The organism is Psychroserpens sp. S379A (assembly GCF_049800755.1).
Lineage (GTDB): Bacteria > Bacteroidota > Bacteroidia > Flavobacteriales > Flavobacteriaceae > Psychroserpens.
In genome coordinates, this window is the sequence record NZ_JBNAFQ010000001.1 from 899,668 (window position 1) to 911,474 (window position 11,807).

Annotated in this window: 11 protein-coding genes; 9 read left to right on the forward strand and 2 right to left on the reverse strand. The window is 31.8% G+C overall.

Going from position 1 to position 11,807, the window contains the following annotated elements:
* Positions 1-15: 15 nt before the first annotated feature.
* Positions 16-267 (reverse strand): type B 50S ribosomal protein L31, encoded by a 252-nt coding sequence (locus tag ACP15M_RS04050; protein ID WP_425075890.1) that lies wholly within the window; start codon positions 265-267, stop codon positions 16-18.
* A 160-nt stretch (positions 268-427) separates the two neighbouring features.
* Here ACP15M_RS04050 and ACP15M_RS04055 point away from each other — a divergent pair, with 160 nt between their 5' ends.
* The 7 genes from ACP15M_RS04055 (at position 428) to ACP15M_RS04085 (ending at position 7,407) form a co-directional block, all read left to right on the forward strand.
* Positions 428-946, forward strand: coding sequence for a DUF4199 domain-containing protein (locus ACP15M_RS04055; protein ID WP_425075891.1), 519 nt, complete (start codon positions 428-430; stop codon positions 944-946).
* A gap of 55 nt (positions 947-1,001) precedes the next feature.
* Positions 1,002-1,949 carry a glycosyltransferase family 2 protein gene (locus ACP15M_RS04060; RefSeq protein WP_425075892.1) on the forward strand — a complete coding sequence of 316 codons (948 nt, stop codon included), beginning with the start codon at positions 1,002-1,004 and terminating at the stop codon, positions 1,947-1,949.
* A 79-nt stretch (positions 1,950-2,028) separates the two neighbouring features.
* The gene (locus ACP15M_RS04065) at positions 2,029-3,759 is read left to right on the forward strand and encodes a phospho-sugar mutase (protein WP_425075893.1); all 1,731 of its coding nucleotides are present in this window, start codon (positions 2,029-2,031) and stop codon (positions 3,757-3,759) included.
* Positions 3,760-5,586 carry an ABC transporter ATP-binding protein gene (locus ACP15M_RS04070; RefSeq protein WP_425075894.1) on the forward strand — a complete coding sequence of 609 codons (1,827 nt, stop codon included), beginning with the start codon at positions 3,760-3,762 and terminating at the stop codon, positions 5,584-5,586.
* A gap of 287 nt (positions 5,587-5,873) precedes the next feature.
* A complete protein-coding gene (locus tag ACP15M_RS04075; protein ID WP_425075895.1) occupies positions 5,874-6,416 on the forward strand; it encodes an RNA polymerase sigma factor in 543 nt (180 codons plus the stop codon).
* A 32-nt stretch (positions 6,417-6,448) separates the two neighbouring features.
* On the forward strand, positions 6,449-6,958 hold the full coding sequence (locus ACP15M_RS04080) for a hypothetical protein (protein ID WP_425075896.1): 510 nt from the start codon (positions 6,449-6,451) through the stop codon (positions 6,956-6,958).
* A 5-nt stretch (positions 6,959-6,963) separates the two neighbouring features.
* A complete protein-coding gene (locus tag ACP15M_RS04085) occupies positions 6,964-7,407 on the forward strand; it encodes a sensor of ECF-type sigma factor (RefSeq protein WP_425075897.1) in 444 nt (147 codons plus the stop codon).
* A 32-nt stretch (positions 7,408-7,439) separates the two neighbouring features.
* On the opposite strand, the gene ACP15M_RS04090 is transcribed toward ACP15M_RS04085, so the two are convergent.
* Entirely contained in the window at positions 7,440-8,381 is a 942-nt protein-coding gene (locus tag ACP15M_RS04090) for a YHYH protein (protein WP_425075898.1), read from the reverse strand.
* 180 nt (positions 8,382-8,561) lie between these two features.
* Between ACP15M_RS04090 and ACP15M_RS04095 the strand changes: the two genes are divergently transcribed.
* Complete coding sequence (locus tag ACP15M_RS04095) at positions 8,562-9,776, forward strand: RsmB/NOP family class I SAM-dependent RNA methyltransferase (protein ID WP_425075899.1); 1,215 nt, start codon at positions 8,562-8,564, stop codon at positions 9,774-9,776.
* Between the two features lie 10 nt (positions 9,777-9,786).
* The gene (locus ACP15M_RS04100) at positions 9,787-11,688 is read left to right on the forward strand and encodes an endonuclease (RefSeq protein WP_425075900.1); all 1,902 of its coding nucleotides are present in this window, start codon (positions 9,787-9,789) and stop codon (positions 11,686-11,688) included.
* Positions 11,689-11,807 lie beyond the last annotated feature (119 nt).

Sequence of the window (11,807 nt, forward strand, 5' to 3'; positions counted from 1 at the left end):
ATAATGTAATAACGCTTATTTCTTAAATTTAGCGTATTTGTTTTTGAATTTATCAATACGACCAGCAGTATCTACTAATTTAGATTTTCCAGTGTAATATGGATGAGATGTTCTTGAAATTTCCAATTTAACTACTGGATATTCAACACCATCTACTTCAATTGTTTCATTAGTATCTGCAGTTGACCTAGTTAAAAACACGTCGTCATTAGACATATCTTTAAACGCTACAAGTCTATAATTTTCTGGATGTATTCCTTTTTTCATCTCTTTAACTTTAAAAATCCTTACTATTTTGGAGGTGCAAATTTAAGTATTTTTTGTAAATTACCAATAATTTATTTCTTTTTTTATTTGCTTCATCATTGTAACAAATTTAATCAATAATACACTAACCAAACATATAAACTAAATAATCAACTCAATTATGGAAACTGAAAAAATTTCAACAGGAAAATTTGCAATGAATTATGGCATCATCTTAGGTGTTGTAATGATTGTACTAAATGTTATAAGCTATGTTACTGGACAAGCTATGGAAGGTGCTCAATGGCCACAAGTAATCTATTATATAATTTTTCCTATTGTTATTATGTATGCTATTAGCAAATATAAAAGTCATAATGCTAATATACTCACATTAGGAAATGCTATTAAATTAGGTGTTGTTATCGGAATTATAAGTGCTATTGTTTATATTCTTTATGGCTTTCTTTTTAATTATGTGATTGACCCAGAATTTATGCCGCAACTTAAGGAGCTTAGTGTAGAAAAAATGATAGAACAAAACCCAGACATGCCTCAAGCTCAAATAGATCAAAGTATTAAATTTATGGAAATGATGTTTAATCCGTTAATTGGATCTGCATTTTGGATAGCTATGAGTGCACTTTTTGGATTAATTTGGTCATTAATTGGCGGATTAGTAATGAAAAGTAAATCTTAATTAGAGCTTAAAAAAAATCAGTACTTTTGAATACTAGAATATTTAAAATTATTGAATGAACATATCAGTAGTCATACCACTACTTAACGAACAAGACTCTTTAAAAGAACTATACGATTGGATTGCAAAAGTCATGCAGTCCAATCGTTTTTCGTATGAAATCATTTTTATTGATGATGGCAGTACAGATGATTCTTGGTTAATCATTATGCAATTGTCTCAACAAGATGAAAACGTTAAAGGCATTCGGTTTTTAAAAAATTTCGGAAAATCACAAGCCTTACATGCTGGTTTCGCAAAAGCTCAAGGTGATGTTGTGATTACGATGGATGCTGACTTGCAAGATAATCCAGAGGAAATCCCAGAGCTTTACAATATGATTATTGTAGATAAATACGATCTGGTTTCTGGTTGGAAGAAAAAACGATACGACTCATTTTTATCAAAAAATTTACCATCAAAACTCTTTAATTGGGCAGCAAGGCGAACTTCAGGTGTTAAACTAAACGACTTTAATTGTGGCTTAAAAGCTTATGACAATAAAGTCGTGAAACACATTGAAGTCAGTGGAGAAATGCATCGTTATATTCCAGTTCTAGCCAAAAATGCTGGCTTTACCAAAATAGGAGAAAAAGTAGTTCAGCATCAAGCTAGAAAATATGGCGAAACAAAATTTGGAATGGACCGATTTATCAATGGCTTTCTAGATTTAATTACCATTTGGTTTATTTCCCGTTTCGGTAAAAGACCAATGCACCTATTTGGTGCTTTAGGTGTATTAATGTTTGGTATTGGCTTTGCTTTTTCACTATATCTTGGTATTGATAAATTATTCTTAAATCCAACTGGACGCCTAATCACTCAACGTCCACAATTTTATATTGCACTAGTCACCATGATTATTGGTACTCAATTTTTTGTCGCAGGATTTTTAGGAGAAATTATTTTAAGAACTAAAGAAAATAAACAACGTTACTTAATAAAGCAAAAATTAAACTTGTAAATCTTACGTTAAAATCAATATCAGTTTTACAAGAAACACATTTTGAAACATTTACTTTTACAGCATACTTTAATAAATTATGAAACATATTGAACCTCAACTTCTAGAACGTGTAAACACATGGTTAACACCAACTTTTGATAGCGAGACTAAAGATTATATAAAAAATTTAATAGCAAACGACACCAAAGAACTCAAAGAAAGTTTTTATAAAGATCTTGAATTTGGAACTGGCGGAATGCGTGGTGTGATGGGAATTGGCACCAACCGAATTAATAAATTTACACTTGGAAAAAACACTCAAGGCTTAAGTAATTATTTAAAACAGTCTTTTCCTGATGAAGCTTTAAAAGTTGCCATTGCTTTCGATTGCAGACATAACAGTAAATCTTTGGCTAAAGTAGTTGCAGATGTGTTTTCTGCTAACGGAATTAAAGTGTTTTTGTTTGAAGATTTACGTCCTACTCCTGAGTTATCGTTCACCTTAAAGCATTTAAATTGTCACTGCGGAATAGTTTTAACGGCATCACACAATCCTCCTGAATATAATGGTTACAAAGTGTATTGGCAAGATGGTGGACAATTAGTTCCGCCTCAAGATGCTGAAATTATTTCAGAAATTAATCGATTAGACTATTCTGAAATTAAATTTGAAGCTAACGACAATTTAATAGAATATATAGGAAATGAAGTTGATGACATATTCATTAATAAATCTATTAAAAACGGAAGCTTTAGCACTTCATCACAAGCTAAAGAAAAGCTCAATATTGTCTTTACATCGCTTCATGGAACCTCAATTACTGCTATTCCTGAAACCTTAAAACGAGCTGGCTACACCAATGTTCAAATTGTTGAAGAACAACGCGAACCTAATGGCGATTTCCCAACGGTTAAATCACCTAATCCTGAAGAGCCAGAAGCACTAAAAATGGCAATGGAATTGGCAGAAAAAACCAATGGAGACATTGTGATTGGAACCGATCCTGATTGTGATCGCTTAGGTGTTGTTGTTAGAAATTTAGAAGGCGAATTGGTCATTCTTAACGGAAATCAGACCATGGTATTAATGACTAATTTCTTATTAAAGCAATGGAAAAATCAAAATAAAATTAATGGCAATCAATTTGTAGGTTCTACCATTGTATCAACACCAATGATGTCTGCACTTTGCAACGCTTACGATGTTGAATGTAAAATAGGACTTACAGGTTTTAAATGGATTGCTAAGATGATTAAAGACTTTTCGTCAATGGATTTTATTGGTGGTGGCGAAGAAAGTTTCGGTTTTATGGTTGGTGATTTTGTTAGAGATAAAGATGCTGTAACCTCTACGCTTCTTGCTTGCGAAATTGCTGCTCAAGCTAAAGAGAAAGGCATTTCAGTATATAAAGAGTTAATAGAACTCTATGTAAAACATGGGTTTTATAAAGAACGATTGGTATCTCTAGTTAAAAAAGGTATTGAAGGTGCTCAAGAAATCAAGCAAATGATGATCGATGCTCGTAAAAATCCGTTACAGCAAGTTAATCATTCTAAAGTTATAAAAATTGAAGACTACCAATTGTCAATATCCAAAGATTTAACTACAGGAAAAGAAACAACCATCGATGTACCAAAATCTAATGTCTTGATTTATTATACTGAAGATGGAAGTAAAATAGCCTTACGACCTAGTGGTACTGAACCTAAAATTAAATTTTACATCAGTGTTAATACAACATTAGACAATGTGGCAGACTTTAAAACTACGGAACAAAAATTGGAAACTAGAATTGATGCTATCCTTAAGGATATGAATTTAAACTAAATGAATTATTTAAAAAAACTTTCTCGGTTTCTATTACCATATAAGCGTTATGCGATACTAAACATTATTTGTAATGTCTTTTATGCATTCTTCAGTACACTTGCTATGGTATCTCTAATGCCAATGATAAATGTACTGTTTGGTGAAGGCGAAAAAGTACATACAAAACCAAATTACGAAGAAATTGATAGTATAAAAGATTATGCTGAAACCTATCTCAATTATTTAGTAACTACAACTACTGAATCTGATGGCCCAGAACAAGCCCTACTCTATATGATTATTCTTATTATTAGTATGTTTTTACTAAAGAATATCTTTAACTATATGGCTTTGTTTTTTATAACGTTTTTACGAAATGGAATCTTAAAAGACATTAGAGATGAAGTCTATGATAAAGTTATTTCATTACCTATTTCCTACTACTCCGAAAAACGTAAAGGAGATATTATCGCTCGTATTTCTGGTGATGTTGGTGAAGTGAAAAGTTCAATGTTATCTGTTTTAGAGTTAATTGTTAAAGAACCTTTAACCATTCTCTTTGCAATTATTACAATGTTTGTAATTTCTACTAAGCTTACCATTTTTGTTTTTATTTTTATTCCTATTGCTGGTTTTATAATTTCAAGAATTGGTAAAAGCTTAAAACGAAAATCTGAGCGTGTACAACGTGAACAAGGTATCTTTTTATCTACGCTTGAAGAAACTTTGGGAGGCTTAAAAGTCATTAAAGGATTTAATTCTGAAAAACGATTCAATAGAAAATTTCAAGAATCTACAAGTCGGTTTTTTAGATTTTCAAACACCTTAACCAATCGACAAAATTTAGCGTCGCCAACTAGTGAAGTTTTAGGCATTGCTACTATTGCTTGTCTGTTATGGTATGGCGGAAAAATGGTAATGGTAGACCAAACCTTATCTGGAGGTGCTTTTATTGGTTATATGGCATTGGCTTATCAAATTTTAACACCTGCAAAAGCCATAAGTAAAGCCAGTTATAAAGTAAAAGCTGCAAATGCAGCTGCAGATCGTATTTTAGAAATTATTGAAACTGAGAGTTCTCTTAAAGATAAAGATAATGCGATTAACAAAACTGATTTCACTTCTGAGGTTGCTATCAATAACATTTCGTTTAAGTATGAAGATGATTTAGTTTTAAAAGACTTCACCATTAAAGTCCCAAAAGGCAAAAGTGTGGCTTTAGTCGGACAATCTGGTAGTGGAAAATCAACCATTGCTAATTTAGTGACACGTTTTTATGATGTTAATGAAGGAAGTATCACAATTGATGGAACAGACATTAGAGACATGACCAAACATTCCGTTAGAGGATTAATGGGATTAGTAACTCAAGATTCTATTCTATTTAATGATACCATTAGAAACAACATTCTTATTGGAAAAGAAGATGCTACAGATGAAGACATTATAGATGCTTTAAAAATTGCCAATGCTTGGGAATTTGTTAAAGACCTTAAAGACGGATTAGATGCTAATATTGGTGATTCTGGCGGAAAACTTTCTGGCGGACAAAAACAACGTTTAAGTATTGCAAGAGCTGTTTTAAAGAATCCACCTATTATGATTCTCGATGAAGCTACGTCTGCTTTAGATACTGAAAGCGAACGCTTAGTACAAGTCGCTCTTGAAAACATGATGAAAAACAGAACCTCTATTGTCATTGCTCATAGATTGTCTACCATTCAAAATGCCGACGAAATTATTGTGATGCAAAAAGGGGAAATTGCAGAACAAGGAACTCACAACGAGCTTATAGCCAAAAATGGTGTCTATAAAAAATTAGTCGATATGCAGAGTTTTGAATAAAATAACTTAACACAATACAAACAGAAAAGGACGCAATTTAAATTGCGTCCTTTTCATTTCTAATACCAGATTTGGGGACACTGGTATTATATAACTAAGTAGGTCAAGCTGAAGCAAACATAGAACAAAAAATTGGTTCAAACAAGAAAAAAATGCATTTCATCGTTATTTTTTTACACTTAATCGATGTTTTAAATCATAACATGCTGATTACATGAATTTTAACATTTAAACAATTTTTCATTAAACTTTTAGTATTTTCATAAGTCTAAAGAAAAAACAAGTTTTTGACAGAAGAACAACAATTTATTAAAAGACTAAACTCTAAAAGCACAAAAGAAGCTGCCTTTACTGAGCTCTTACAACTGTATAAAGAACGTTTGTATTGGCACATTCGACATATTGTAAAATCTCATGAAGATGCAGATGATGTTTTACAAAACACTTTTATTAAAGTATATCGAAATATTGATAAGTTTAAAGGCGACAGCAAATTGTATTCTTGGATGTATCGTATTGCGACCAATGAATCTATTACACACATAAATAAGAATTCAAAACGGATGCAATTATCTTCCGAAGAGTATCAAAATAAAGCCATTAATAATTTACAAGCAGACATCTATTTTGAAGGTGATGAGTTTCAAATACAATTACAAAAAGCGATTGCTACATTACCAGAAAAGCAACAATTGGTATTTAATATGAAGTACTTTGAAGATATAAAATATAAAGACATGTCTGAAATTTTAGACACGAGTGAAGGTGCTTTAAAAACATCATATCATTTAGCTGTAAAAAAAATTGAAGCTTTTTTAACTAAAGATTAAACGCTGTAATAAAAAAGTAGTCTTATATTAAAATGAAACATAAAAAATTAGAACATATCAAATCCGCAGGTTTTAAAACACCTCATAATTATTTTGAATCCTTTGATGCAAAATTGAAAAAACGCTTGTCTGAAAACAAACCACTTGATAACATTGAAACTTCGGGATTTAAAGTTCCAGATCAATATTTTAAAACCTTAGATGCCAAAATTTCAAGTCAGCTTAAACACGACAAACCTGTTGTTACTTTAAAATCAAAACAAGTCTTGTATTACTCCATTGCAGTTGCAGCATCAATAGTTTTACTATTTGGTATCTTTTTTTCTGCCGAAACAGTAACCAACACTCCTAGTTTTGAAACTTTAGAAATGGCTTCAATCGAAAACTATTTATATACCGAAGATTATACACATCTAGAGTTAGCTTCACTATTAACCGAAGACGAACTATCTCAAGATAATTTTATAAGCCTTGACATTTCAGAAAACACAATAGAAACCTATTTGTTAGATAACATAAATATTGAAGACTTAATAGAATAAATAAAATGAAAAAGACAATAATCACTATCGTTTTTATAGTACTAGCGCTAAATGTATTTAGTCAGCAAAAAGAACGAAGAGAACACATTAAAGCATTAAAAATAGCTTTTATTACAGAAGAATTAGAATTAACTGAAGACGAAGCGCAAAAGTTTTGGCCTATTTATAATGCTCATGAAAAAGAAATGGAAATGCTTAGACTTAATGCTCGAGAAAAACGACATAATTTAAACCTCGAATCCCTTTCTGAAACTGAAGCAAAAAAAGCATTAGTAGATATGCTAAACTTTGAAAGTGAATTGCAGAATAAAAAATCTGATTTAGTTGAAAGCTTACTTACAGCTATTCCTGCAAAAAAAGTCCTTAAACTTCATTTAACCGAAGAAGCGTTTAAAAAGCGTATGCTTAAAGAAATGAGAAATCGTCGTGAGAAATTTAAACGGAATTAAATTTCTTTTAAATTTAAAATTGTTGTTGTGGTCTATTCAAACGTAAAGCTATTAACAGCAGCAACTCCCTTTAAACATTTTGGAACGTTTGGTGCTTCAGTAGTACTAGCTACATAATGATACACACCATCAGGATACTCAATAGTAGCAGCTGTAATTCCACCACATTCATCCAAACCAGTAGGTTCAACTTCATAAGCATAAATAGGAAAACCATCTTTAGCAAAACCAACCAGCTTGTTACCAGAAACTTGGTCTACCAAAGTACATGAAACTTCCGTAATACCATGAGACATCAATACTTGGTTCATAGTTTCTGATATAAAATGCAATTGATAAAAACCTTCAGAATTATAACGACCACCACAAGGATCTAATGCTGGTAGTTTAGCAACTCCAATTTCAGACATATCAATCACAGATGGCAAATCGCCATGAATTGAAACACCATTAACAGAAACACCTATAAATTCTTCAATCGCTATTACAGAATTACTTGTAGCCAAAACTGGTACTTTAGGTATTAAATAAGTAAATTCTAAATCATCGTTTGGAACAGGTTCTAAACAAAAAGAAAAACCTCCTGGATTTGGTGGACCAGATAAATCATCAATAAACACATTTCCACTATTGTCTGTAATATTGTAACCATCTGTTTCCATAGCACTAAACAAGTCTGTATCTATAACCTGAAAACCAGAATTGGTCATACCATCATAAAATACTAATCCAGCAATGTCGTTTATAGTTTCAGGACAAAATGAACCATTATTAATTGGACTTCTCGAAAAGACTAATTTGTAACATTCGCCTTCAGAACCATCTTCTAAAGTACAATTAACGGTTTCAAAAGAAATTAAAGACGTAGCATTAAAAAATGATTCTTGAATTAACTCTTCAGTTAAGTCATCATCATTATCATCATCATTTGTATTACTATCATCACTACTATTACAAGCAACTAGTGAAATCATTAATATCAATGTGTAAAACAGCCTTAAATACTTTAAGCATTCTACATGTATATTCATTGTAATCATTCTAATACTATTGTTTTATTTTAAGAAAAAGCGTCACTAAGTTAATAATACATTTGTAATAAGCATTAAAATATCGCAACTTTTAATGTACCTTTGCATGCTTAATTTTTTACAATGCGCTTACACAGAAATTTATGTTTTGCAGTTATTGATGGTTTAACATTAATCTTCAATGAAGGTCATTATGCAGATAAAGTGATTCAACAACTACTTAAACGTGATAAACGTTGGGGAAGTCGTGATCGTGCTTTTGTTGCCGAAACCACTTATGATATTGTTCGTTGGAAACGTTTATACGCTGAAATTGCTGAAGTAAAGGCGCCTTACGACAGAGATAATCTTTGGCGCATGTTTGCGGTTTGGGCAACATTGAAAGGCATTAAACTTCCAGATTGGAAATACTTTGAAACTACGCCTACTCGAAAAATTAAAGGTCGATTTGATGAATTATCTAAAATTAGAAAGTTTAGAGAATCTGTTCCTGATTGGATGGACGAATTAGGTGTTACTGAATTAGGCGAAAGCCTTTGGACTAAAGAAATCGCAAAACAGAATGAGCAAGCTGACGTCATTCTTAGAGTGAATACTTTAAAAACATCAAAAAAAGACCTTCAGCAAAAATTACAATCTGAAAACATAGAAACTGAGTTTTTACCCAACCATCCTTCTGCTTTAAAATTAAAAGAACGTGCTAACGTCTTTAAAACTGAAGCTTTCAAAAATGGCTGGTTTGAAGTTCAAGATGCATCTTCTCAATTGGTTGCCGATTTTTTAGACGTTCAACCAGGAATGAAAGTGGTTGATGTTTGTGCTGGTGCTGGTGGAAAAACGTTACATCTTGCATCCTTAATGCAAAACAAAGGGCAGATCATTGCGATGGATATTTACGAAAGTAAATTAAAAAAACTCAAAGTTAGAGCGCGTCGAAATGGTGTTCATAATATAGAATTAAAAGTGATTGATTCTACAAAACCCATCAAAAAACTACATGGTAAAGCCGATCGCTTATTAATCGATGCACCTTGCTCAGGCTTAGGTGTTTTAAGACGAAACCCAGACTCTAAATGGAAACTTGAGCCTGAGTTTATAGAAAATATTAAAAAAACACAGGCTGAAGTATTACAACAATACTCTAAAATGGTTAAACCTGGCGGAAAAATGGTTTATGCGACCTGCTCTGTATTGCCTTCTGAAAATAAACAACAGGTTGACACTTTTTTAACAACTGAACTCGGAAAAGAGTTTACCTTTGTAAAAGACAACAATATTTTTGCTCATAAATCTGGATTTGACGGATTTTATATGGCATTGCTTGAAAAGAAAAAATAAAATTTATAGAATGAAATTCCTTTACACCTTATTAGTTGGTTTAATTACCTTAACAGCTTCGGCTCAAATTCCTAATGGTTATTACGATCATGCTACTGGAACAGGTTATACTTTAAAAACACAGTTAAAACGAATCATTAACAATGTTGACGATCCTGAAATCAATAATTCTGTTGAAGAAGAACACAACCCTCAAAGTTATAACGCATTAGATAATTTTAACTCAACTTATGAAAGAGATTACTATTATGAAACCAATGGTAGTAATACCATTCTAGATATCTATTCTGAAAATCCAAACGGTTCAGATCCATATACATTTTCTCCAGGTTCTGATGAATGTGGAAATTATAGTAGCGAAGGTGATTGCTATAACAAAGAGCACGTAATTCCGCAATCTGTTTTTGGTTCACAAGCGCCAATGTATAGTGATGCACATCATTTAGTTCCTGCCGATGGTCGTGTTAACGGATTTAGAGGTAGCCATCCTTTTGGACGAGTTGATGATAACCAACTAGTAAACCAATCTGGTATTACAAATCCTACACAAAATGGCAGCAAGCTTGGAGACAACTTAAATAGTGGTTATTCTGCTGGATATTCTAATACAGTTTTTGAGCCAATTGACGAATTTAAAGGTGACATTGCTCGAATCTATTTCTATTTTGTAACACGTTATGAAGATCAAATTTCATCATGGAGTTCTTATCCTATGTTTGATGGAAGCTCAGATAAAGCACTTGCTGATCCTTTCTTAAACATTTTAATCACATGGCACCAAATGGATCCTGTATCACAAAAGGAAATTGATCGTAATAATAACATTTATTATAACCATCAAAATAATAGAAACCCATTTGTAGATCATCCAGAATATGTGGCTTTAATTTGGGATACAACTCCAGATACCGAAGCTCCAACTGAACCAACAAACTTAGTCGCTTCAAATCCTACTGACAATAGTATCGATTTAACATGGACAGCTTCTACAGATAATGTTGCTGTGGCTTCATATGACATCTATGTTGATGGAACCAATACATTTAATACCACAGGAACTTCATTTACAGCTACAGGATTAACAGCAAATACAAACTACTGTTTTACTATAAAAGCTAAAGATAATTCTGGAAATGAATCTGATTTTAGTAACCAAGATTGTGAAACCACAACAAATAATGGAAGCTCTGGAGGAGATATCGATATTTTCTTTTCAGAATACATGGAAGGAAGTAGCAACAATAAGACTTTAGAAATTGCAAACTTTACAGGAGCAGATGTTAATTTATCTGCTTATACAATTAAGCTAAGTACAAATGGATCTGGTGTTTGGACATCAGGATTCTCTTTCCCTAATGGAGCAACAATAATTAACGAAGATGTTTATGTTATTGCAAATGGAGGTTCTACACTGTGTACAGATGAATATGACTATTTAAATAATGACATGACGTCTTTTAATGGTAATGATGCCATTGGTTTATTCAAAAATGACGTACTTCTTGACATCATTGGAGAACTAGGAAATGCTGATGTATATGCTGAAAACACTATTTTAATTAGAAAACCAACTGTAGATAGACCTACAACTACATTCGATATTGTAAATGAATGGGATGTTGCTAACAACTGTGACGATCTTGGTAGCCATACACAAACACTAAGTATTGCCGACTTTAGTAGTAATGAATTTAAAGTATTTCCTAATCCAATTCTAAATAATTTACATATTGAGTTTAATACAGTAGAAAAAACTCAAATAGACATTTATAATGTTTTAGGCAAACGTGTGATTTCAAAAACCATAATGACTTCAGAAATAATTCAGACCCAAAACTTATCGCAAGGCATATATATATTGCGAATAACACAAGGCAATAGTACGTTCAGTAAAAAATTGATAAAGAATTAAGTTCTAAATATCTAATTACAAAAGACCAATATAAAATAATAATGTATTGGTCTTTTTTCGTTAATAACAACGTGAATAACTAAAAATATTCAAACACATTATATGCTTAAAATACATTG

What these genes read in the sequence shown, in the direction of transcription:
- ACP15M_RS04055 (WP_425075891.1), top strand. Translation starts at nt 428, where the DNA reads ATGGAAACTGAAAAAATTTCAACAGGAAAATTTGCAATGAATTATGGC.
- ACP15M_RS04090 (WP_425075898.1), bottom strand. Translation starts at nt 8,381, where the DNA reads ATGATTTCACTAGTTGCTTGTAATAGTAGTGATGATAGTAATACAAAT.
- ACP15M_RS04050 (WP_425075890.1), bottom strand. Translation starts at nt 267, where the DNA reads ATGAAAAAAGGAATACATCCAGAAAATTATAGACTTGTAGCGTTTAAA.
- ACP15M_RS04070 (WP_425075894.1), top strand. Translation starts at nt 3,760, where the DNA reads ATGAATTATTTAAAAAAACTTTCTCGGTTTCTATTACCATATAAGCGT.
- ACP15M_RS04065 (WP_425075893.1), top strand. Translation starts at nt 2,029, where the DNA reads ATGAAACATATTGAACCTCAACTTCTAGAACGTGTAAACACATGGTTA.
- ACP15M_RS04085 (WP_425075897.1), top strand. Translation starts at nt 6,964, where the DNA reads ATGAAAAAGACAATAATCACTATCGTTTTTATAGTACTAGCGCTAAAT.
- ACP15M_RS04100 (WP_425075900.1), top strand. Translation starts at nt 9,787, where the DNA reads ATGAAATTCCTTTACACCTTATTAGTTGGTTTAATTACCTTAACAGCT.
- ACP15M_RS04080 (WP_425075896.1), top strand. Translation starts at nt 6,449, where the DNA reads ATGAAACATAAAAAATTAGAACATATCAAATCCGCAGGTTTTAAAACA.
- ACP15M_RS04095 (WP_425075899.1), top strand. Translation starts at nt 8,562, where the DNA reads ATGCGCTTACACAGAAATTTATGTTTTGCAGTTATTGATGGTTTAACA.
- ACP15M_RS04060 (WP_425075892.1), top strand. Translation starts at nt 1,002, where the DNA reads ATGAACATATCAGTAGTCATACCACTACTTAACGAACAAGACTCTTTA.